Here is a 23,782-nt window from a genome sequence, read left to right as displayed (position 1 = left end):
GAGTGTGAAATTTGATGACAAGCATTATAATTCATTAATCTTTAAAGCCACATACACATGTCTTCTATTATGTTAAAAAAACCTGTGCTACTTATTATCTTGGATGGCTTTGGCCATCGAGATGACGAAGACCATAATGCAATTAAAAATGCAAAGATGCCCCACTGGAATGGTTTGTGGAATAAATACGCACATAGCTTTATTAATGCTTCTGAAGAATTTGTAGGCTTACCTAAAGGACAAATGGGTAATTCAGAAGTTGGCCATCTAAATATAGGCGCTGGCCGAATTGTTCAGCAAGATCTTGAAAGAATTAACACAAGTATTACGTCGGGTGATTTTTTTAAAAATCCATCTCTTATTAATGCATTTAAATCACTTAAAGAAAATGGCAAGGCCTTACATCTTCTGGGCCTTTTTTCTGATGGAGGCGTCCATAGTCATTTAGATCATTTCTACGCCATGCTCAAAGTCGCAAAGCAATGTGAATTGAAAAATGTTTATATTCACCCCTTTTTAGATGGTCGAGATACTCCCCCTAAAAGCGCTTTACATTTTATCGAACAACTTGAATCTCATTTAAAAGATATCGGTATTGGAAAAATCGCCTCTATATCAGGTCGCTACTATGCGATGGATCGTGATAAACGTTGGCCTCGCATTGAATTAGCTTACAACACATTAACGATAGGATCTCCTATCCATGCCTCTCATGCAGCCGATGCAATTCATGAGGGATACAACAGAGAAGAAACAGATGAATTTATTAAACCTACATCCATTCATGATGGAAATGGGAAAGCTATTACGATTCAAGATGGAGATGCAGTCGTCTTCATGAATTATCGATCGGATCGTGCACGACAAATTACAGATGCGCTTTTGCAAGACAACTTCAACGCCTTTGAGCGTCAAAAGAAAATTAATATTAGCCACTATTTCACTTTGACTCAATACGACCAGAATGACAAAAAATCATCCGTGATTTTTAAACAGACATCTGTGAATAATTCATTTGGTGAATACATTTCAAAATTAGGTTTAAAACAATTGCGCATTGCTGAAACAGAAAAATATCCGCATGTTACTTTTTTCTTTAATGGTGGCAATGAAACTGTCTATGAAGGTGAAGATCGCATTCTAGTGCCCTCACCACAGGTAGCTACTTATGATTTACAGCCTGAAATGAGCGCATTTGAAGTCGCCGAAAAGTTAGAGGGCGCTATTCGGAGTAAAAAATATCACGCTATCATATGTAATTTTGCGAACGCAGATATGGTAGGCCACACAGGCAACCTTAATGCTGCAATTAAAGCGATGGAAGCACTCGATACATGTATTGGTCAAGTCGTAAATGCTATGGAATCTATAGGCGGCGAAGTCATTATTACGGCAGACCATGGCAATGCAGAGCTCATGGAAGATTATGAAAATAAACAAGTCCACACACAACACACTACAAATATAGTGCCTTTCCTTTATATTGGTCGAAAAGCTACGATTAAATCCAATGGAAGACTTTCGGATATAGCTCCCACCCTACTTCATCTCATGGGTGAAAAACAGCCATCCGAAATGACAGGACAAAACTTAATTCAATTGAATGATTAAAGTCGAAAATAGCTCATTGAGTTTTTTGATTCAATGCATCTTTATATTCCTTCTATCTTTTTCTCATCATGGCTTAGCTGCAACAAAAGCTGATTCAGCTAAAGAAAATTTAAACGCTGTTCATGAAAAAATTGATCGGTTGAAAAAAGAATTAAGTGGCACGCAAAAAGCTCAAGAAGATGCGACCGATCAGTTAAGAAAAAGCGAAAAACAGATCAGTGATACCAATCGCTCACTTTATGAAATATCAGTTCAACAAAAGAAAAATTACACCAAACTTCAAGAGCTTAAAGCACAATCCGATACAGTAGAATCTCAGGTTGATCTCCAGAGAAAAATGTTGGGTGAACAAATCTACCAGCAGTATCTTCATGGTGATCCTGGCTACTTACAAATGATTATCCAATCTGAAAATCCTAGTGTTGTCGCAAGAAATATTCAATATTACTCTTATGTGGCAAAAGCTCGCGCTAAAAGTATTTACCAAATGCAAGGCAACTTAAAAAAAATCGAGGCTTATAGTGCTGAAACTGCACAGAAGCTTAAAGAGATTGCAGGCTTAAAACAAAAAGAAGAAGTAAAGAAAACTGAACTCGAATCTCAAAAGAAAGATCGCGCTAGACTTATTGCAAGTTTGTCTTCAAAAATTAATCAACAACGCAATGAAATTCAAAAATTAATACGAGATGAAAAAAGATTAACAGACCTTGTTGATCGTTTAGCAAGATTACCTTCAGCCCCTGTTCCTTCAAAACGAGAAGAAAAAATATCTTCAAAAACACCTATTGTTCGTAATGAGAGCATCCCTACAGAAACATTTTCAGGTCAAAAATTTGAAACATTACGAGGTAAATTAAGCTTACCCGTTAAGGGAGATGTAATTAATCGATTCGGCTCACCTCGAGAAGATACTGGCTTATCTTGGAAAGGTTTATTTATTAAATCGAATGAAGGTAATGAAGTTAAATCCATTGCGACTGGTCGCGTCGTCTTTGCAGACTGGCTTCGTGGCTTTGGAAATCTTATTATTGTGGATCATGGCGAAGGCTATATGAGTCTATATGGAAATAATCAATCCACAATTAAAAAGACAGGTGAAATTGTGCGTGGTGGAGACGTGATTGCTTTGGTGGGCAATACTGGGGGCAATGACTCAAATGGTCTTTATTTTGAATTAAGAAAACTCAGCAAACCCTTTGATCCTCTTGCCTGGACTTCAATTAAATAACTTATTCACCAATCACATGCATTAAGATACGACGCTCGTGGGATTGATAACGATGTTCATACAAAAAAATGCCCTGCCATTGACCTAATGCAACCTTTCCTTCCTTGATTGGTATTGAGAGGCTTGTTTGCGTTAGAGCAGTTCTAATGTGAGCTGGCATATCATCTTGACCTTCTGCTGTATGAATAAATAATGGGTCGCCGTCAGGCACTAAACGCTCGAAGAAACTTTCCAAGTCAACTAAAACATCTGGATCATAATTTTCGTTAATAAGCAGGCTGGCAGAGGTATGTTGGACATAAAGCGTTAATAGGCCTTCTTTAAAATTTGACTGCTCTGCCCAATCCAAAACTTTTTGAGTGACATCATAAAAGTGGCGACCCGAAGTTTGGATCGCCAATGTTTGACTGAGTTGCTTCATAAATAAGACTTTATTTAAACTTTAATAAATTTAAGTTTACCTGAAACACTGTCAATTTTAATTGTATCTTTTGCCATGAAATGACCTGCTAAAATTTCCTTAGCAAGTGGATTCTCAATTTCAGACTGGATCGCTCTCTTCAAAGGTCTTGCACCATAGACCGGATCAAACCCTTCTTTAGATATTTCATCTAAAGCAGCGTCAGTAATTTCTACTTTCATTTCAAGCTGTGCTAATCGATCTTTCAAATACTGCAATTGAATCGCTGCAATCGATTTAACATGATCATCTCCCAATGCATGGAAGACAACCACTTCATCAATACGATTAATAAACTCTGGTCGAAAATGATTTTTAACTTCGCCCATTACCGCTAATTTAATGACCTGGTAATCATCGCCTGACATTGATTGAATCATATTAGAAGCCAAGTTAGAGGTCATGATGATGACGGTATTCTTAAAATCTACAGTGCGCCCTTGTCCGTCTGTTAAACGACCATCATCTAAAACTTGAAGAAGCACATTGAACACATCTGGATGTGCTTTCTCTACCTCGTCTAATAGAATCACGCTATAAGGTTTTCTTCGGATAGCCTCAGTGAGGTATCCACCTTCTTCGTAACCTACATAACCTGGAGGAGCACCGATTAAGCGGGCTACAGAATGCTTCTCCATAAACTCACTCATATCAATTCTGATTAAGTGATCTGGGGAGTCAAATAAAAAATTAGCTAAAGATTTACAGAGCTCTGTTTTGCCTACACCTGTCGGTCCTAAGAAAAGGAAGGAGCCATAAGGTCGATTAGGGTCACTCAAGCCTGAGCGAGAACGACGGATTGCATCCGATACAACACGAACAGCTTCATCTTGACCTACAATGCGCTCATGGAGTTTATCTTCCATTTTTAAAAGTTTCTCACGCTCTCCTTGCATCATTTTTGCGACAGGGATACCTGTAGCACGACTTACAACCTCTGCGATCTCGTCAGCACCCACTTCGGTCCGCAACATTCGGTTCGCTTGTGGTTTAGCAGTCTCAGCTTTAGCAGCTTGCTTGAGCTGTGCTTCTAGCTCAGGTAACTTTCCATATTGCAACTCAGAAACTTTTTGCCATTCGCCTTTGCGTGTTGCCTCTTCAATTTTTAAACGTATTTGTTCAATCTCTTCTTTAATATGTTTTGAACCTTGAAGTTGTGCTTTTTCTGACTTCCAAATCTCTTCTAAATTACTAAATTCTTTTTCAAGTTTTTTTATTTCATCTTCAATTAACTCAAAACGCTTTTTAGATGCTTCATCTTTTTCTCGGCGCATCGCTTCACGTTCAATTTTTAATTGAATAAGTCGACGCTCTAATTTATCTAAGACTTCAGGTTTTGAATCGATTTCCATCTTTATACGAGACGCTGCCTCATCGATTAAGTCGATTGCTTTATCAGGTAAGAAGCGATCAGTAATATAGCGATGTGACAATTCTGCTGCTGCCACAATCGCAGGGTCAGTAATCTCTACATTATGGTGAAGTTCATATTTTTCTTGCAGTCCACGAAGGATTGCAATGGTGGCTTCGACTGAAGGCTCATCTACAAGCACTTTTTGGAATCGTCTTTCTAATGCAGCATCTTTCTCAACATATTTTCTATATTCATCTAGAGTCGTAGCACCTACACAATGAAGTTCTCCGCGAGCTAATGCAGGCTTTAACATATTACCTGCATCCATCGCACCCTCAGTCTTGCCAGCACCAACCATTGTATGAATCTCATCGATAAAGACAATTGTTTGACCTTCATCTAATGCAATTTCTTTTAAAACAGCCTTTAAGCGCTCTTCAAAATCGCCTCGATACTTAGCGCCTGCTAACAAAGCAGCCATATCAAGTGACAAGACTCGTTTATTTTTTAATGAATCGGGAACCTCCCCATTCACAATGCGCTGGGCTAAGCCCTCAACAATAGCTGTCTTACCTACTCCAGGCTCACCAATCAACACAGGGTTATTTTTTGTTCGACGTTGTAGTACTTGAATAGTGCGACGAATTTCGTCATCCCGGCCAATCACAGGATCAAGCTTGCCGACTCTCGCTAGCTCTGTTAAATCTATTGTATATTTTTTTAGGGACTCTCTTTGACCATCTGCATCTTGAGAATTTATTTTGTCGCTACCCCTCACAGATTGAACAGCTTTTTCTAAGGCGGCTTTAGTTAGGCCATGTTGTTTTAATAGTCTAGCTGCTTCGGTTTTATCATCGGCTAATGCTAGTAAAAACATCTCGCTTGAGATGTATGCATCACCCAATTTTTGTGAATTTTTTTCAGTGAGATTTAAAAGATTATTTAAATCTCGTGATATTGAAATTTCACCTTGATTGCCTTCTGCTTTAGCTAATTTATCAATAGATGATTTAAGGGATACTTTAAGTGGTGCTAAATTAACACCGGCATAAGATAGAAGTGAAGCTGTACTTCCGTCATCTTGATCAAGCAAAGCTTGAACCATGTGAACTGGCTCGATATTAGGATTGTCATTCGCATTTGCAAGACTCTGTGCATCAGCAAATGCTTGCTGAAACTTTGTGGTCAATTTATCAAAACGCATATTAATTCCTCATCAATTAGTCTAATACTACTAATATGGGGATGAAGTCACAAATTTCAATCAGATTATTAACTTATTTTTTAAACCATTTATCGAGGAATGAGTTAGAGATTTTCCCGCTTAAAGGAGTGACTTGGTGTGCCGCATCATAAAAGTATGTTCTTGGAAGCTCGCCGTACCATGCTGGATCAATGTTATATCTAAGTCTGTCTTCATCTACTTCTGCATATTGGTATTGTTCGTGTTTTGGCAGATTAGCCTGACTTAAAATTCTTTCAGCTTTTTTAGCGGACTCTTTTCCATCTACACATACTGTAATTAATTTAACATTTGTATTTTTACTAAGAGCTTTGCCAAGCTTTTTAAGATCGTCTATACAATAGGGACAATCAATCGACCAAAAAGAAATAATTAAAGGTTGATCAATATATCTTTTTTCAATAACTTGACGTGTGTTCATATCAAATGGCATAAAGTCATACGCAAAGGAAAAGTGAGAAAAAAACAAAAAGAATAAAAAGATTTTTAATTTCATAAAAATTTATTCAAGAGATATTAATTGATAGCCATCTTTAATGGTATTCCAAGAAAGAAAGGCTTTGTTATTAAATTGAATGAGCTCAGGATAGTCTGAAGCACCTTCAGTTTTTTTGATTTTTTTAGCTTCTAGCCAATTTTTTCCGCCATCTTCTGAAATAGCTAAAACAATATAGTTGTCCGATTCATTGATCTCTTTCCAGGCTAGATAAACTTTTTCATTGATACTCAATAGTGATGGGTGGCCTGCCTGAAAATTAGCATTTCCAAATCTCTTAGCGGGTGAGCTTACCCAAGCATCGCCATCGATTCGCCCATAAAATAAACCTGCTTTCTCTCCCCCATCAAACCAAGCCATATGATATCCCCAGTCACCTCCTCTAGATATTGCAGGGCCGTGATGAGGACATGCGTCAATTTTCCAACCACCGAAAGTGGCTCTATTGACAACGATATTATCGTTAAGATCAATCTTAGCTACTGCATGATCTCTAATACCTTCATCATAAAGCTGCCGCCACATAGCAATAACGTTTCCTCTACTATCATTGGTTAAACCAATTCTGCAGCATTCACAACTGCTATCAACAATTTTTTTCTCGACTTTAAATGATTCGCCATAATTCTCTGAAACTGCATAATACAAGGCTGCTCCTTTATACTCTTTTTCTTTTTTTTGTAGTTTGGCTTTTTCTAAATCGCGCTTATCTACCCATGCTACAAAAATTCGTCCGTCTTTATTTATATTGATAGCATCAAAACGATGTGTAATTTCTGACTTATCTTGGTGAACAATCTGAGGTAATTCAAAAGTTTTGCCATGATCTTTTGATCTTGCAAACCATATATAGCCTGTATAAGGCTTTGAGAGCGTTTGAGTCCAAGTGACATAAATATTCCCCTCAGGGCCGATAGCAATCTTAGGTTTTGCGTCTCCTGATGTTCCTATTTTCTGAAGTTCGGTATTTACATTTATAGTTTTCGAGAAATTAAGCCCTTGATCATTTGATGAGTCAACAATAATAAATCCCTGCTGCTCTCTCACTCGCCATAAAGTTCCTGGCTTATCAAATGAGACCGAAGCGACAACCGAAGGGCCATGACTATGACCCTCATGAGAAAAACTCGTCTCACAGAATAAAATCAATAGTAAAAATATTATTTTTTTAAAAAACTTAATAATCAAATTTAATTTGCGCATAGCCTGTTCTTTGAGAAAGTGGATGAGAAACATAAGCCTGATCATTAAAAATATTATCTACTCCCAATGACGCTGTCCATCTGTCTTTAAACTTATAATTTGCCTTAGCATCTACAAATAGTAATCGGCTAGCATCTTGATATGTCTCTGGATTAATATCTGAATTGTCTAATTGTATAAATTGACGTCCACTATATCTTGCAGCTAAACTCATTGTGAAATCTTCACTAACTCTATAAGTTGCTACAGCTTTATAAAGCTGTCTTGGGATACGGGGCACTTTTTTATTAATATACGACGGTGCTGCATCATTTTTCAAAATTTCTGAATCAGTTAAAGTTGCGTTAGCCATCAAATCAAGTTTAGGAATCATTACGTTTTTCAATTCAGTTGCTAGTTCTATGCCATGTATCCTGACATGATCTACATTCTGAATATAAGTACTTGAAGTACCAACACTCGAAATATTTGTTTGAGAGATTAATGCGTCATACCTGTCTTCTCTAAAAAGACTAGCTCTCGCAAGACCATTCGCAAAACGACGCTCTGCAGTTATTTCAGCGGAATAAATCTCTTCAGGTTTTAAATTTGGATTATTCGTAACAATGGTAGACCCATTTGTTAACTGTTGGAATAGCTCTGTGACAGTTGGAAATCGGTACGCTTTGCCAAAGGCAGCTCGAAATCCCCAAGCTGGTATAGGTTCAAAACTTAAAGATGCCTTGGGAGAAAAAGTATTTCTAGACCTGCCCTCATACCTGGCAAGATTTGTAGTTTGGTTTACTCCATCATAAGCCTCATAATGTTCTTGTCGACCTCCCAATGTGAGCGCCCATAGTGGCGTTATTTGCCACTTATCTTGAACATAAACAGCATGCGTTTTTGTATTACCGGAAGATAAGGAACTAAAAGCTCCTTTTTGTGAGCCCATCCAATCGCTAGATGCATTTACTGTCTGCCTTAAATGGTAATAATCTAAGTGATAACCTAGATCGATTGTATGATCTTTTGGACGCAAAGTAACGCGACTATCAAATACCGTCCAACCCGTGCCTGAAAGATCCGTAATCTGCCCTGTTTTAGAAATATAAGGATTAGTGAGCGAGGGGTTGGCATTTGAAGTTTCCACCAAGTTTGATCGATTACTCAAGTCTCTTCTGTAATAATAATCAGACAGTGTCATTTGCCAATTAAAAAAACCTTTATCATTAGATTTAAAATCTATAGATTGCATCACGTGAAACGCTTCTGCCTGAGCTGGATTCATTCTAGTTACAGAGTAATTTTTCCCGCCAAGAGTAACGTCCCCACCATAAATCGAATTTCCCAGTGTATCCTTAACATAACTTTGAACATTCTGTCTGCTATCAAGATCCCATAAGCCAATCGTATAAGTGAGCTTAGATTGATTTGAGAATTCATACTGACCTTTAAATTTTCCATTTGTTTGAATAGAAGTATCAATAGCTGTAGCGCCGAATATGATTCGATCTTGATTTCTTATGCCTTTGTCCCGGTAGGCGCCAGTTATAGTATCCACTGTAGTCCCTACCCCTTTACTGTCAGTTACAGAAAAATCAAGAGGCTGTGCTGTATTTTCAAGTCTATTCATACTCGCCCAAAAACTGAAATCATTGACTTTATTACCTATAGAAAAAAATTCACGGTTACCAATCTTGGTTTGATCTGTACCATAAAGCTTAAAATTTTGGATAAAACTTTGCACTCCGGCATGAGCTTCTAATCTTTCAGGCATACGTGTTTCGATATTGATCACTCCACCCATTGAATTTCCAGCATAAAGTGAAGAAAAAGGACCATACATCATACTTATCCTTTGAATTTCTTCTGGATTTACCATGCCCCATCTTGGAGGATATGAAAATGAATTCCCAAGTAAATTAGATAAAAGGATACCATCTGCATAAAGCATACTTTGCGCGCTAGATATACTTCCTATGGTTCTTGACGAAATAATGCCGTTTCTATCTCCGATAGATCTTTCCCTCACTTGAATGCTGGGTAGGTATTTTAAAGTCTGTGCTGGTGTTGCAGCGTTAACACTCTCTTCAATTTGCTTTTTGTCATAAGTTTCAACGGTAGCCGGAAATTTCATAATACGGCTATCGACAAAAGAATCTTTGACTGTAATAGTGCCGGTCACTAAATCAGATGTCTCTACAGACAAGGCTGATGGCATAACAAATAAATATAAAATAGTAGGAATAATCTTCTTCAAGTTCATTTAATCAATATCCATACAATAGAAAAAAATTGTGCAAATTTCTGCACAAGTAATGCATTAATAGACAGATTAAATAACTGGTGGAGCTTGAGGAGGGTGAGAGGATCTAAAGTAGGACTGAAGTATTGGAGATTCGTATTCTAGGAAAAATTTCGCAGGATTAGGAATCAAAGTTAATCCTAATTGAATATTGCCTTCTGGTAGATAATTCTTGTCTGAAGATGCCGAACAATAAGCACAATGAATCATATTAATACTTGTATGATTTTTATCTGGATTATCATTTCCCGTCGAAACAAATTTAATGCCTTGAGAAGTACAAATTCTCTCTTGATTATCAAGATTATTTTGTGACTCAGTTGCGTGTGAAATTAATGGCATAAAGGATGTTAAAAGCATTGCAAAAATCGCAATCCAACTTCCTATTTTTTTATATGCATTTTTCATGGTCAGAATATTATAACAAGAATTGATTGTTAATTTTCTGAAAAACGCTCTTCAAGCCATGGATCAGCATCATTATGATATCCGCGGACTTCCCAAAAGCCCGGCCTATCTTCAGCGTGCAATTCAATGGCTTTTAGCCACTTTGCACTTTTCCATGCATAACGTTTAGGCACAACTAATCTTACTGGGCCACCATGTTCATTTTCTAATGACTTATTAAAAACATGGTGCGCAACAATCACATCATCATCTAGCATAACTTCTAGTGGGATATTAGTCGTGTAATCGTCATAACTATGAAGCGTTACAAAATTAGCCTTATCTAATGGCTTAGCCAAACTTAAAATGTCCCTAGCTAAAACACCCTCCCACGGCACATCCAACATAGACCAGCGTGTCACGCAGTGAAAATCCGAAATATCTTTTGTTTGAGGTAGTTTTAATAAAGAAGTCCAATCCAAATCAATTTCTTTTTCAACTAGACCAAATACTTTCAAGCTCCAATTACTTTCATCTAAGTCAGGTCTGATTCCTAAATCAAGTATAGGAAATTTAGTGGTGAGTGTTTGCCCTGAGGGAATACGCTCATTTTGATTGGGTTCGTTTCGTTTTAAGCCCTTTTTAGCAAGAGCGATTTTACCTTCTATCAGTTTTTTCCAGTCAGGCATGATTAGCTCAACAAAGGTTTTTTGTTTTTAAATGCATCATAAAGAATTAAAGTGACGCCTATTGAAATAAAGCTATCTGCCACATTAAATGCTGGCCAGTAATAGGCTTCGTAGTGAACATAAATGAAATCAATCACAAAACCATAAAAGCTTCTGTCACACAAATTACCTATAGCTCCGCCAAGTATGAAGGCCAGCGCTAAGCATAATAATGGCTGTTTTAATCGCTGATGCATTAATCGAATAATGATAAAAATTGCGATCAATGAAACGACGATAAAGAAATATCTCTGCCAGCCAGAAGCATCACTTAAAAAACTAAAAGCGGCTCCCGTATTTTGAAAATGCACAATATTAAGAAATGGAGTTATTACTAAAGTACTTCCAAAATCTAAATGATTAAATATCCATTGTTTGGTTATGAGATCCAAAATAACAATCAAGAATGCAATCACAATATATTTACGCATGAGACCTTACTTCACCTTTTTCAAAAAGATTACTAATACATCGATTGCAAATGGTTGGATGCTCATGATGTGATCCAACTTCTTCTCGATAGTGCCAACATCGATCACATTTCTTATGCTCGCTTGCGCGAACATCTATATGTAAATCGCCTTGTCTTTCATGAATCTTTGCATGCGATGTAATGATCGCAAACTTAAGGTCTTCATGAAGCATCGATAAAGATTGATAAATATCACCTGAAGCGAAGATATCAATCTCGGCTTGAAGTGAAGAGCCTACTAATCCTTTTTCGCGCAACTCTTCAATTTTTTTATTAGCAATTGCGCGCACATGAATAATATGCTCCCACGCTAACAACTCTCTAGAATTCAAATCGTGAGGTGGCAGGTCATACCATTCATCCATAAATATATGTTCATCACTTTGGGGCATGAGAATCTGCCAAATTTCATCTGCTGTAAAGCTTAAAACAGGGGCCATCAATCTCATTAAGGAATGTGTAATATGGAAGATTGCACTTTGCGCAGCTCGTCTTGCTTTAGAATTTTCATTTGATGTGTAAAGTCGATCTTTTAAAATATCAAGATAGAATCCACCTAGGTCTTCAGAACAAAAGCTTACAAACTTTTGCATGCCTAAATGAAATTCATAAGATGCATAATCTTTTTTAATATGATCTTGCAGCTGATGCGTCAAATATAATGCATAGCGATCTATCGACAGCCATTCTTTCACGGGAAGTAAATCTTTTTTATCATCAAAATCGCCAAGGTTAGCTAGCAGAAAGCGTAAGGTATTTCTTATGCGCCTGTATCCCTCAGCAACTCGCTTTAAAATTTCGTCTGAAATAGTGAGTTCGCCAGAATAATCTGTAGAGGCTACCCAGAATCTTAAAATATCAGCACCATATTGATCCATGACTTTTTGTGGCGCTACGACGTTGCCCTTAGATTTACTCATCTTATGTCCACTTCCATCAACAACGAAGCCGTGCGTTAATAGAGATTCATAAGGCGCTCTTCCATCAATTGCGCAACCTGTAAGTAAGCTCGATTGAAACCAGCCCCGATGCTGATCTGAGCCTTCCAGATAAAGATCAGCTGGATAAGCTAAGTCTTCACGTTTTTTTAGCACAGAAGCATGCGTCGTTCCTGAATCAAACCAGACATCTAATGTGTCACTTATTTTTTTATATTGATTAGCATCTTCGCCAAGTAATGTTTTAGCATCTAAATTAAACCAAGCATCAATACCTGACTTCTCAACTTCTTTAGCAACTAATTCAGTTAATTCATTGGTGCGCGGATGTAATTCGTAAGTTTCTTTATGAACAAAAAGTGGCATAGGAACACCCCAGTTTCTTTGGCGAGAAACACACCAGTCAGGGCGATTTTTAATCATAGCTTCTAAACGCGCTTTCCCCCACTCAGGATAAAAAGTAGTATGACTGACCGCTTCGTTTGCATTCTCACGCAATGTCTTTTTATTATTTTTTTGATTCATACCAATAAACCATTGACGTGTAGCCCTGAAAATCACTGGTGTTTTGTGGCGCCAACAATGTGGGTAGCTATGTGCTAATTTCTTCGAAGCAAATAAAGATTGATTAGCGTCTAATGTTTCAATAATTTTTTTATTGGCCTCCCAGATACTCTCGCCTGCAAACTGTTCAACAAAAGAATAAAACCTTCCCTCTTCGTTGACAGGGTTATCTACAGGCAATTGATATTGCATCCCAACTGCATAGTCCTCTAACCCATGTGCAGGTGCTGTATGAACAAGTCCAGTTCCAGCATCTAGAGTGACGTGGTCGCCACATATGATAGGTACATTTCTTTTATAAAACGGGTGGCTGAGTTTAAGATGCTCTAAATCTTGACCTTTACATGAGGATAATTTCTTAAAAGACTCTAAACCATAATACATAAGATTTTTTTCAGCCAAATCTTCAGCGAGGATAAGATTACCTTTTTCAGTACTATATAAACCATAACTTAGTTCAGGATGAACACATACAGCCTGATTCGCTGGAAGTGTCCAGGGTGTTGTTGTCCAAATCACTGCGAACGTATCTTTTACTTCGTTTATATTGAATATCTTTTTTAAAATATCACCGTCTATAACTTTAAACCCCACATCAATCGTAGGTGAAGTTTTATCTTCATATTCCACTTCAGCCTCAGCCAATGCTGAACCACAATCAACACACCAATGCACAGGCTTGCTTCCTTGATAGAGGTATCCATTTTGATGAATATGTCCAAGCGATCTCATAATGTCGGCTTCGGTTTCAAAATTCATCGTGAGGTAGGGTTGATTCCAGTCCCCTAATACACCTAAACGTATAAAATCATTTTTTTGTTTTTCAACTTGCGTTGCTGCATATTCCCTACATAGTTCTCTAAATTTTTTAGGGTCAATATTCTTGCCATGCAATTTTTCGACAACAAGCTCAATCGGAAGTCCATGGCAATCCCACCCTGGAACATATGGTGCGTCAAACCCAGATAAGGTTTTTGATTTAACAATAATATCTTTTAAAATTTTATTAACAGCATGCCCAATATGAATATCTCCATTTGCATAAGGTGGGCCATCATGCAGAATGAATTTCTTAGCACCCTTTCTTTTTTGTCTAATTTTTTGGTACAGCTTAAATTCCTGCCAGCGCTTAACCCAAAGAGGCTCTCTTTTAGCAAGATCACCACGCATAGGAAATGGCGTATCTGGCAAATTTAATTGATATTTATTTTCTTCGGTCATATATTTTATTTTTCAAAAAAACGTGTTGCATGTATTACGTCTTTTTTAATCTGTTCAATGAGTGCATTAATATTTTCAAATTTCATTTCATCTCTAATCTTTTCCAGAAAAGTCACTTGCACATGCTGCCCATAAATATCTTCATTGAAATTAAGCAAATGAACTTCTAGCAAAAGTTTCGGGATGCCTGCAACTGTCGGTCTGATTCCAAGATTAGCAACGCCATTTCTATTTCCTAATTTTACCGCATATACGCCTGTTAGAGCCGGTCTCGAATGCTTCATATGAATATTGGCAGTTGGAAAGCCCATTTGTCTTCCGCGCCCGTCTCCTTTAACCACTTTTCCGCTGATCGAATAAGACCTTCCTAAAAATTCATTGACTGATTCAATACGACCCTCTTTAAGGTCTTCTCTAATTGATGTGCTTGATACTCGCTTACCTTTCACATCGATTTCTGGAATTTCGAATAATTCAAATCCACTTTTTCTCAAGTCTTCTATTCCCGCTAATCTTTGAGCTCCAAAACGAAAATCATCTCCTACGATAATGAGCTCTGCTTTTAATTGCTTTTTTAATATTTGATGCATAAACACATCGCTAGAAATGTTTGCAAATTTTTTATTAAAGGCACATACAAAAACATTTTCAACGCCACAGCTTGAAAAAAACTCTAGCTTTTCTCTTAGGCTCGTAAGTCGAGTTGGTGCATGTTCAGGCACAAAAAGTTCTTTAGGGTGCGGTTCAAATGTCATAACCGATGGTGTAATTTTTCTTCTTTTAGATTCCTCTATAAGTTTTTGAATAAGGGCTTGATGGCCTATATGAACACCATCAAAATTGCCAATTGTAAGACCAATAGGCGTTTCTGAACTTAGTGGAAAATGGCGAAAGACTTGCATCACAAAAACTTAGATAGCTCTTCGGATGAATGATTGAAGTCTTAATCCCATCATCCACAATGAGCCAAAATAAACAACTGAACCCGCAAGAATAAGCATTATTAAGTAAATCAATCTTTTTGAAATTGAATACTCAAGCCAAAGCAATGAATCACCTTTTAAATAAAATAAAGTGAGACCCATCAAAACTAAGGCAATAAAAAGTTTTATTAAAAATTGTGACCATCCATCATGAGGTTTGTAATACCTGCCTTTTCTTAAATGATAATAAAGAAGACTTGCATTTAGGCATGCGCCCAAACCAATCGCGAGCGCTAAGCCTGCATGTTTGAATTGTCCAATAAATAACATGTTCATGAGTTGAGTTGAGAATAAAGTAAAAAGTGCAATTTTGACCGGCGTCTTAATATTCTGTCTTGCATAAAATCCAGGTGCTAATACTTTAATCATGATTAAACCCATCAGTCCAAAACTGTATGCAATGGTAGCTTGCTGAGTCATCAAAACATCATGCATATTAAAAGCGCCATAGTGAAATAAGGTTGTAATTAAGGGTAGAGATAATACGGCCAATGCAACAGCTGCAGGCGCTGCAAGAATAAAAGTCAGCCTTAGTCCCCAGTCAAGTAAACCTGAGTATTCTTTTTGATTCTTACCTGAATAAGATTTCGAAAGGCTTGGCAGTAGAATCGTTCCGAGTGCTACGCCTAAAACGCCTGCTGGAAACTCCATGAGTCGATCGGCATAATACAGCCATGAAATACTTCCGGTCTCGAGAAATGATGCAAAGATAGTATTAATAAGCAAAGATAGTTGCGCAATAGATACCCCGAAAATTGCAGGTCCCATGAGTTTAATAATTCTCCATACACCTCGATCTTTAAGATCCAATTGATATTTAGGAATAAACCCAATTTGTCTTAAAAAGGGAATCTGAAAAATTAACTGGAGCACGCCCCCAACAAATACAGCCCAAGCTAGAACTAAAATAGGCCGATCAAAATAATCGGCAAAAAATAATGCTGCAAATATAAAAGATAAATTAAGCCATACAGGCGTAAAAGCAGGTACGGAAAACTTGTTGAAAGTGTTCAGAATGCCGCCGGCCATCGAGACAAGAGAAATAAAAAATATATAAGGAAAGGTGATTCTTAATAAATCAACAGTGAGCTGAAACTTTTCGGAATGCTCAATAAAACCTGGCGCACTAACATAGACAAGCCAAGGTGCCGCAAAAATACCAATGCATGTAATTGCTATTAGAAAAAGACTTAATAATGAACATACGTGATTAATTAAGAGATGTGTTGCCTCATAACTACGTTTGTTTTTATACTCAGCAAGAATTGGGACAAAAGCTTGGGAGAAGGCGCCTTCTGCTGAAATCCGCCTTAATAAATTGGGAATTTTAAAAGCTACAAAAAAAGCATCTGTCTCCATGCCCGCGCCAAAGATTTTGGCGATCAAGCTATCCCTCACAAAACCTAAAATTCTTGATACGAAAGTCATGCTTCCGACGGTTGCGAGTGCTCTAAGAAGATTCATTGAATTTATCTATTTAAGTGTCACTAAATTACAAAGATTTTAGCATGGAGGTCGTTTTATCAAGGTTTCCAACAAAAATATTGATAAGCTTAGAATATCAAGGGGATATGACTGAAATTTAGGGCTAAAATGAGCGTTTTATCTTGTATAAAACCTCAAATATCGCTAAAATTCTCGCCTTCGTAATAAAAGATATTAACTAAAGGATAAACATGGCAAATACCGCACAGGCTAGAAAACGTGCCCGCCAAGCAACGAAGCAACGAGCTCACAATGCAAGTTTGCGTTCAACTTTGCGTACTGCAATTAAAAAGATTTTAAAAGCAATTCAAACTGGCGATAAAGCAGCTGCAAAAACATCTTTCCAAGAAAATGTTTCAGTTATCGACCGTATCGCTGATAAAAAGATTATTCATAAAAACAAAGCGTCACGTCATAAACAACGCTTAAACGCAGCAATCAAATCAATGGCTTAATTTCAAAGAGAGCTTCTCTCTTTGATCTAAGCAATTCCCAAAAGCTTTCTTACTTTTATAGCCTTTTCAAAGGCTATATCTAAGTTTTTATCTACCACGGTAAAGTGACCCATCTTTCGACCTGGTCTTGCCTCATGTTTTCCATAAAGATGCATTTTTAAACCCGGCTCATTAAAAGCCTTATCCCAATCAGGTTTTTTTTGTTTGCTGTTTGTCCAAACATCCCCTAATAGATTAACCATGACAGCGGATGAATGAAGCTCAGCGCTTCCAAGCGGAAGACCTGCTAGCACTCTTACTTGTTGTTCAAACTGATTCGTCACAGAAGCGTCAATGGTGTAATGACCAGAATTATGAGGTCTAGGAGCAATCTCATTAACAAAAACTTTACCCTCACTGACAAAGAACTCAACGCCTAGTACGCCGACATAATTAAGTGCTTGAGCTACTTGTTTTGCAAGTTGATCTACTAAATTATTAATCAATTGTGTTGAACGCGCCGGCACAATGGAGATATCTAAAATACCGTTAGTATGAATATTCTCTGAAACATTAAACGTCTCTATATGGCCTGCTTGATCTCGCGCCAAAACTAAAGAAACTTCCATATCTAAAGGAAGCATTTTTTCTAAAACACATTCCTGATTTGAGAATTGATGAAAAGCAACTAATGCTTCTTTTTGTGAAGCAACTCTTGCCTGGCCTTTACCGTCATATCCAAAGCGAGCGACTTTTAAGATAGCAGGATAAATAGAGGAAGTATCAGATGGAATATCTTTGTCGTCCCGAATGATTTCAAAAGGACCTACGGGAAGTCCCGATTCTTTTAAAAAAGTTTTTTCAAGAACGCGATACTGAGCGACTCTTACCGATTCTGCTGAAGGGCTCACATGTATCTTTTTCGATAAGAAGTCCATGCTATCTGCAGGAACATTTTCAAATTCAGTGGTTACGCCTTGACATGTATCTCTCATAACTTCCAAAGCCGATACGTCATCATAAGATTTACATAAATGAATATCTGCGATGGTCCCTGCCGGACTTTGTGGATCAGGATCTAATACAGTGACTTTGTAACCCATCTCATGAGCTGCAATCACAAAGAAACGGCCTAACTGACCTCCTCCAAGAATGCCAAGCATCGCTGGAGGTAAAAGCGGTTGATCTAGTTGACTCAAGGCTTCTCCGATAAATTCATATCGATGACTTTTTTAGCTTGCTTTTCTCTAAACACTTCAAGCTTTTTAGCTAATATTTTATTTTCATGCGCCAAAATAGATACTGCAAAAAGTCCTGCATTTGCAGCCCCTGCCTCACCGATAGCAAAAGTGGCTACAGGAATACCTCTTGGCATTTGTACAATCGATAATAAAGAGTCTTGACCTTGAAGATGTTTTGAAGGAATCGGCACGCCTAATACGGGCAACGTGGTTTTAGAAGCAACCATGCCAGGCAGATGAGCCGCACCTCCTGCGCCTGCAATAATAATTTGATAGCCTTCTTTTGCAGCATCTTCAGCAAATTTAAACATCAAATCTGGGGTTCGATGCGCTGAAATGACCTGGGCTTCGTAAGGCACATCAAAATCTGCAAGCATTTGAGCTGCAAATTTCATGACCGGCCAATCACTGTCAGATCCCATAACAATGGCGACAAGTTTTTTATTTTCTGACATACAAAACTCCCTTTAAAAATCTTAAAGTAAAATTAAATTATCTCGATGAATCAAAGAAGGCTGATCAATGTAGCCCAATAAATTTTCTATCGAATTAGTAGATTTGCCCATAATTTTTTTTGTTTCGGCCGCATTATAATTGATGAGTCCACGCGCAATCTCGCCGCCCTTTGAATCAAGACAAAGCACAACCTCTCCCCGATCAAAATCTCCTTCAACCGAAGTGACACCAATAGGCAATAAACTTTTGCCTTCTTTTTTTAACGCATCGACAGCACCGTCATCTAATATTAACTTGCCTCTTAGTTGTAAATGATCAGCAAGCCATTGTTTTCTTGCTGCAACTTTTAATTGTTTGCTTTCTAAATGAGTCCCAATGGTTTCACCTTGACTAAGTCGAATTAAAACATTTTCTTCTTTGCCAGATGCGATGATTGTATGCGCCCCACTTCTAGATGCGCGTTTAGCAGCTAAAACTTTAGTAAGCATACCCCCTGTACCAATTGAAGAGCCTGCACCGCCAGCCATTGCTTCTAGGGATATGTCGCCTGCAACGCCATGATGAATGAGCTTGGCTTCTTCATTTTTTCTTGGGTCTTCAGAAAATAGTCCTGGTTGATCTGTCAAAATCACTAAGAGATCAGCCTCGATAAGATTAGCAACTAGGGATGCCAGCGTATCGTTGTCACCAAAACGAATTTCATCCGTCACTACTGTGTCGTTTTCATTGATAATTGGAATCACTTTAAGTTCTAAAAGTGTATTTAATGTTGAGCGCGCATTGAGATATCTTTTCCGATCAGCAAGGTCATCATGCGTTAATAAAATCTGTGCAGCTTTTAATGCGTGCTGTGAAAAATTCTTTTCATAAATTTGAACTAAACCCATTTGACCAATAGCAGCTGCTGCTTGTAATTCATTAATTAAAGTTGGTCTCGCTTTCCAACCAAGTCTTTGCATGCCTTCAGCGACGGCGCCACTTGAAACCAAAACAATTTCTTTGCCTGATTTAACAAGATGAGCGATCTGCTCTACCCATGAAGCAATAGCTTTTTGATCTAACCCTTCACCATGGTTGGTGAGTAAGCTAGAGCCTACTTTAATAATAATGCGTTGACTATTCGCTAATAACGATTTCATTTTGAATTTTTTTATTTTCTTCAATAAAGGTCATGATGTCATATGTAAGCTCTTTACAACCAACTCCCTTAATTGCGGAGATTGAATATACTGGGCCTGCCCAACCGAAAGATTTAACAAATGCTTTCACCTTATCTGCAACATCTTCTACCATATCAATTTTATTTAATATCAACCAGCGTGGTTTTTGATATAAAAGTTCATCATATTTTTTTAATTCATTCACAATAGCGCGCGCTTCATCGACCGGATTCACCGAGGGATCAAAAGGTGCGATATCAACTAAATGTAAGAGTATTGTAGTTCTTGCAAGATGTCTTAAGAATTGATGCCCTAAACCAGCGCCCTCTGAAGCGCCTTCAATAAGGCCAGGAATATCGGCAATCACAAAACTTTGATTCTCACCTACTCTCACCACACCTAAATTAGGGTGCAATGTTGTAAAAGGATAGTCCGCTACTTTTGGTTTCGCCGCTGATACAGATCTTATAAAAGTAGATTTGCCAGCATTTGGCATACCCAAGAGACCCACATCAGCTAGCACTTTAAGCTCAAGATAAAGCTCAAACTCTTCACCAGGCTCGCCCTTAGTGCATTGTCTCGGCGCTCGATTAATACTCGATTTAAAATGAATATTGCCAAGACCGCCTTTACCGCCTTTAGCTAAAAGAGCTCTGTCCCCATGATGGCTTAAATCAGCGTAAGAATCGCCAGTCGCTTTATCTGAGATCACTGTGCCGACAGGCACCCTTAATATTAAATCCTCCCCTTTAGCGCCGTAGCATTCAGCACTTCGGCCATTTTCACCTCTTTGCGCTTTTAAAGTTCGCGTGTAACGGTAGTCAACGAGCGTATTTAAATTTTGATCGGCTTCGAAAAATACGGAGCCACCTCGGCCACCATCTCCACCACTAGGCCCTCCCATAGGCTCATATTTTTCTCGACGAAATGTTGCAATGCCATTGCCGCCATCGCCCGCGTAGATCTTAATGGTTGCTTCGTCTATAAATTTCATAATATCAATTTACCAAATAAAAAAGCCCTATCAACTGACAGGGCTTTGTAGAATCTTAGAATTGCTTAGACTGGAACAATATTAACGGTTTTACGTTTTAATGCGCCTTTGATGGTAAAGGTTACCTTACCGTCAGCCTTTGCAAAAAGGGTATGATCTTTGCCCATACCTACATTTACACCCGGGTGCATCTTAGTGCCACGTTGACGAACAATAATGCTACCAGCTGAAACAACCTGCTCACCGAAAGCCTTTACGCCAAGACGTTTGGCTTGGGAGTCACGACCGTTTCTTGAACTTCCGCCTGCTTTTTTATGTGCCATGATTAATCCTTAAATTATTTAGCTGATATTTTATCAATTTGAATCTCAGTAAAGCTTTGTCTATGACCTTGAGATTTGCGGTAGTGTTTTCTACGGCGCATTTTAAAAATTCGCACTTTATCATGACGGCCGTGGCTCACTACGGTTGCTGTAACACTAGCGCCTCTTACAATAGGCGAGCCTATAGTCACGTTATCACCATCAACGACTGTTAAAATTTGATCTAGAACGACATTCGCACCTACATCACCTGCTATTTTTTCAATCTTAAGCTTATCGCCTTGATTTACGCGATATTGCTTACCACCTGTTTTGATTACTGCGTACATGATAAAACCTCAAACTTTAACAACTTTAAAAGAATCGCGAATTATACTTAAATTAGGCCTGTTAAGCAAATTCTTCAAGGGTAAGGATGAAGGCCTTTTGTCTGTAAAAAGCCCAAAGAGGGCTATGCTAAAATAAGACTTTAACAACCCTTAAGCCTTGTTTTTGTGACTCTTAGCACCATTTTATCCCCAATTAAAAGCGATTTACTTGCCGTAAACGAGGTTATTCGAGCTTCACTTCATTCCGAAGTGCCTCTCGTAAACCAAGTCGCAGGCCATATTATCCAGGGGGGTGGTAAGCGCTTAAGGCCAAGCACCCTTCTCTTAGCGGGTGGTTTATTTGGCCCCATTCAAAAAGAGCACCATGAATTGGCTGCAGTCATTGAATTTATTCATACTGCAACACTTCTTCACGATGATGTTGTAGACCAGTCCACAAAACGAAGAAACCACAAAACAGCGAATACTATTTTTGGAAATGCTGCGAGCGTTTTAGTGGGCGATTTTATCTACTCCAGGGCATTTCAGATGATGGTGAAAATCAATCATATGAAAGTGATGGAGGTTTTAGCGAATACAACAAACACAATTGCAGAAGGTGAAGTCTTACAGCTCTTAAATATTCATAACGCTTCTATTGAAGACGAGGATTATTTAAAAGTTGTGTACTACAAAACTGCCAAATTGTTTGAATCTGCTGCCGAACTCGGAGCCATTATAGGTGGCGCTGATGATGCCGACATAAAAGCCCTTGCTCAGTTTGGAAAACATATGGGTATTGCTTTTCAGTTGATTGATGATGTTCTTGATCTATCAGGCAACCCTGAAGAGATAGGAAAAAATCTAGGTGATGACTTAGCAGAAGGCAAACCTACACTGCCTCTTTTATATACAATGAAAAAAGGTAATGACCAGCAAAAAAATATTATTAGAGCAGCTATTGAAAATGGAGGCTTAACGGAGTTAGAGAGTGTTTTAAATGCTGTCAAAGAAACCAAAGCTCTAGAATATGTGAGGCAGCTTGCAAAAGAAGAAATAGAAAAAGGTGAAAAACTGATTAAACACATTAGATCTTCAGTTTATAAAGATGCTCTTTTAGCTCTCACCCAATTTGTAATATTGAGAGATTACTAGTTTAAAACAATAGGATCACCGTTATCAGCACGGTAATAACTCAGATGCGCACATTTATTGGTGCCTGAGGTTATGGATCCATCAAAAATCGATTTACCGTTAAGATCAACTTGAGCATAGCCATTATTAAACAAAGTTACTTCTGCTTCCTTCTTGCCTTGTCGCAATAAGAAACTAATGGAGTGATCATATTCCGATTCGGAGTAAACTTGCCAATTGCTGCCACCTGCGAGCTGTGAAAGCCAATTAGGTAAATCAACCTCTACTCGACAAATCACTAAATCGGCCCAGGCAGATTGATCTTCCGATGGAATTAAGTTGTTTGGCGTATTTTGCAATTCATTCATAAGTCATAGTTTAAATCATTCATGATCTATTAATGGTGATTAATTCTATAATTTCAAGTAAATTTATTCATAATATTTAAAAAAGTTTAAGGTAAATAATGTTTATTATTGGGATGACTGGCGGCATTGGATCAGGCAAAAGTGAAGCGCTGAAAATATTTAAATCCTTAAGTATTAAAGTTATTGATCTCGATAATATTTCAAAAGAAATTACAGAGACAAGTCATCAAGCTATACAAGAAATCAAATTAGTTTTTGGGGATGCTATATTCGATAAAGACAATCAATTAGATCGAAAAAAATTAAAAGAAATTATTTTTTCAGATAAGAATAAAAAAATAAATCTCGAAAAAATTCTTCACCCAAAAATTTATGAAGAAGTGAAAAAAAGACTAAATGCGTTATCTCACGAATCTTATGTGGTGATTGACATTCCACTACTATTTGAAACAAATCAATACACAAGTCTTATTTCTAGATCACTTGTTATTGACTGTAAGGAAAATGATCAAATCGAACGTGTTAAAAAAAGAGATGGTATTGATATCTCTGTTATTCAATCCATCATCGACCAACAAATCAATCGTAGCTCACGCATCGAAAAAGCAGATGATGTCGTTATTAATGATGGATCAATAGAAAAGCTAGAAGAATCGATAAAATCATTACATAAGAAATATTTAAATTTAGTTGCTGTTAAATAAAAT

General features: G+C 37.7%; 23 protein-coding genes. 5 read left to right on the top strand and 18 right to left on the bottom strand.

What is annotated here, in order from left to right; genetic code table 11:
* Positions 1-69: 69 nt before the first annotated feature.
* Together gpmI and FIT79_RS01640 are read left to right on the top strand one after the other, a co-directional pair.
* Positions 70-1,611: a 2,3-bisphosphoglycerate-independent phosphoglycerate mutase gene (gpmI, locus tag FIT79_RS01645; protein WP_139876077.1), complete on the top strand. Its 1,542-nt coding sequence runs from the start codon at positions 70-72 to the stop codon at positions 1,609-1,611.
* Positions 1,604-2,839, top strand: coding sequence for a murein hydrolase activator EnvC family protein (locus FIT79_RS01640; protein ID WP_139875408.1), 1,236 nt, complete (start codon positions 1,604-1,606; stop codon positions 2,837-2,839). Before gpmI ends, FIT79_RS01640 begins: the two co-directional genes overlap by 8 nt.
* Before the next feature lies 1 nt (position 2,840).
* Here the strand turns inward: FIT79_RS01640 and FIT79_RS01635 are convergent, their stop codons facing one another.
* From FIT79_RS01635 to murJ, 11 genes are all read right to left on the bottom strand, one after another.
* The gene (locus FIT79_RS01635; RefSeq protein WP_139870072.1) at positions 2,841-3,260 is read right to left on the bottom strand and encodes a secondary thiamine-phosphate synthase enzyme YjbQ; all 420 of its coding nucleotides are present in this window, start codon (positions 3,258-3,260) and stop codon (positions 2,841-2,843) included.
* Between the two features lie 14 nt (positions 3,261-3,274).
* A complete protein-coding gene (clpB, locus tag FIT79_RS01630; protein ID WP_139875407.1) occupies positions 3,275-5,857 on the bottom strand; it encodes an ATP-dependent chaperone ClpB in 2,583 nt (860 codons plus the stop codon).
* A gap of 73 nt (positions 5,858-5,930) precedes the next feature.
* On the bottom strand, positions 5,931-6,392 hold the full coding sequence (locus FIT79_RS01625) for a TlpA family protein disulfide reductase (RefSeq protein WP_139875406.1): 462 nt from the start codon (positions 6,390-6,392) through the stop codon (positions 5,931-5,933).
* Between the two features lie 6 nt (positions 6,393-6,398).
* Positions 6,399-7,595: a sialidase family protein gene (locus FIT79_RS01620; protein ID WP_139875405.1), complete on the bottom strand. Its 1,197-nt coding sequence runs from the start codon at positions 7,593-7,595 to the stop codon at positions 6,399-6,401.
* Positions 7,570-9,840, bottom strand: a complete 2,271-nt coding sequence (locus FIT79_RS01615) for a TonB-dependent receptor (protein WP_139875404.1) — start codon at positions 9,838-9,840, stop codon at positions 7,570-7,572. The genes FIT79_RS01620 and FIT79_RS01615 overlap by 26 nt, the downstream gene beginning before the upstream one ends.
* Positions 9,841-9,909: 69 nt before the next feature.
* The gene (locus FIT79_RS01610; protein ID WP_139875403.1) at positions 9,910-10,287 is read right to left on the bottom strand and encodes a DUF2946 domain-containing protein; all 378 of its coding nucleotides are present in this window, start codon (positions 10,285-10,287) and stop codon (positions 9,910-9,912) included.
* Between the two features lie 29 nt (positions 10,288-10,316).
* Positions 10,317-10,955, bottom strand: coding sequence for a sulfite oxidase-like oxidoreductase (locus FIT79_RS01605; protein WP_139875402.1), 639 nt, complete (start codon positions 10,953-10,955; stop codon positions 10,317-10,319).
* Between the two features lie 2 nt (positions 10,956-10,957).
* On the bottom strand, positions 10,958-11,425 hold the full coding sequence (gene lspA, locus FIT79_RS01600; protein WP_139875401.1) for a signal peptidase II: 468 nt from the start codon (positions 11,423-11,425) through the stop codon (positions 10,958-10,960).
* A complete protein-coding gene (ileS, locus tag FIT79_RS01595; protein ID WP_139875400.1) occupies positions 11,418-14,189 on the bottom strand; it encodes an isoleucine--tRNA ligase in 2,772 nt (923 codons plus the stop codon). The genes lspA and ileS overlap by 8 nt, the downstream gene beginning before the upstream one ends.
* Before the next feature lie 5 nt (positions 14,190-14,194).
* Positions 14,195-15,091, bottom strand: a complete 897-nt coding sequence (locus FIT79_RS01590) for a bifunctional riboflavin kinase/FAD synthetase (protein WP_139875399.1) — start codon at positions 15,089-15,091, stop codon at positions 14,195-14,197.
* A 9-nt stretch (positions 15,092-15,100) separates the two neighbouring features.
* Positions 15,101-16,636 carry a murein biosynthesis integral membrane protein MurJ gene (gene murJ / locus FIT79_RS01585; RefSeq protein ID WP_139875398.1) on the bottom strand — a complete coding sequence of 512 codons (1,536 nt, stop codon included), beginning with the start codon at positions 16,634-16,636 and terminating at the stop codon, positions 15,101-15,103.
* A gap of 212 nt (positions 16,637-16,848) precedes the next feature.
* Here murJ and rpsT point away from each other — a divergent pair, with 212 nt between their 5' ends.
* Positions 16,849-17,112 carry a 30S ribosomal protein S20 gene (gene rpsT / locus FIT79_RS01580; protein WP_139867068.1) on the top strand — a complete coding sequence of 88 codons (264 nt, stop codon included), beginning with the start codon at positions 16,849-16,851 and terminating at the stop codon, positions 17,110-17,112.
* 26 nt (positions 17,113-17,138) lie between these two features.
* Here the strand turns inward: rpsT and FIT79_RS01575 are convergent, their stop codons facing one another.
* The 6 genes from FIT79_RS01575 to rplU all read right to left on the bottom strand — a co-directional run bounded on the left by FIT79_RS01575 (position 17,139) and on the right by rplU (position 21,594).
* Entirely contained in the window at positions 17,139-18,254 is a 1,116-nt protein-coding gene (locus FIT79_RS01575; RefSeq protein WP_420898289.1) for a 5-(carboxyamino)imidazole ribonucleotide synthase, read from the bottom strand.
* Positions 18,255-18,286: 32 nt separating this feature from the next.
* Entirely contained in the window at positions 18,287-18,787 is a 501-nt protein-coding gene (gene purE, locus FIT79_RS01570) for a 5-(carboxyamino)imidazole ribonucleotide mutase (protein WP_139867064.1), read from the bottom strand.
* Between the two features lie 21 nt (positions 18,788-18,808).
* Positions 18,809-19,927 carry a glutamate 5-kinase gene (gene proB, locus FIT79_RS01565; protein WP_139875396.1) on the bottom strand — a complete coding sequence of 373 codons (1,119 nt, stop codon included), beginning with the start codon at positions 19,925-19,927 and terminating at the stop codon, positions 18,809-18,811.
* Positions 19,905-20,942: an Obg family GTPase CgtA gene (gene cgtA / locus FIT79_RS01560; RefSeq protein WP_139867060.1), complete on the bottom strand. Its 1,038-nt coding sequence runs from the start codon at positions 20,940-20,942 to the stop codon at positions 19,905-19,907. Before cgtA ends, proB begins: the two co-directional genes overlap by 23 nt.
* Before the next feature lie 65 nt (positions 20,943-21,007).
* A complete protein-coding gene (rpmA, locus tag FIT79_RS01555) occupies positions 21,008-21,265 on the bottom strand; it encodes a 50S ribosomal protein L27 (RefSeq protein ID WP_139867058.1) in 258 nt (85 codons plus the stop codon).
* 14 nt (positions 21,266-21,279) lie between these two features.
* Positions 21,280-21,594, bottom strand: coding sequence for a 50S ribosomal protein L21 (gene rplU / locus FIT79_RS01550; RefSeq protein WP_139871077.1), 315 nt, complete (start codon positions 21,592-21,594; stop codon positions 21,280-21,282).
* A gap of 165 nt (positions 21,595-21,759) precedes the next feature.
* Here rplU and FIT79_RS01545 point away from each other — a divergent pair, with 165 nt between their 5' ends.
* Positions 21,760-22,728 carry a polyprenyl synthetase family protein gene (locus tag FIT79_RS01545; protein WP_139875395.1) on the top strand — a complete coding sequence of 323 codons (969 nt, stop codon included), beginning with the start codon at positions 21,760-21,762 and terminating at the stop codon, positions 22,726-22,728.
* Here the strand turns inward: FIT79_RS01545 and FIT79_RS01540 are convergent.
* Positions 22,725-23,075 (bottom strand): hypothetical protein, encoded by a 351-nt coding sequence (locus FIT79_RS01540; RefSeq protein ID WP_139867052.1) that lies wholly within the window; start codon positions 23,073-23,075, stop codon positions 22,725-22,727. The genes FIT79_RS01545 and FIT79_RS01540 overlap by 4 nt on opposite strands.
* Before the next feature lie 98 nt (positions 23,076-23,173).
* On the opposite strand from FIT79_RS01540, the gene coaE reads away from it, so the two are divergent.
* The gene (gene coaE / locus FIT79_RS01535) at positions 23,174-23,779 is read left to right on the top strand and encodes a dephospho-CoA kinase (RefSeq protein WP_139875394.1); all 606 of its coding nucleotides are present in this window, start codon (positions 23,174-23,176) and stop codon (positions 23,777-23,779) included.
* The last annotated feature ends 3 nt before the right edge of the window (positions 23,780-23,782 follow it).

Source organism: Candidatus Methylopumilus universalis, from assembly GCF_006365315.1.
Classification (GTDB): Bacteria; Pseudomonadota; Gammaproteobacteria; order Burkholderiales; family Methylophilaceae; genus Methylopumilus; species Methylopumilus universalis.
This window is presented reverse-complemented; position numbering and strand designations above follow the sequence as displayed.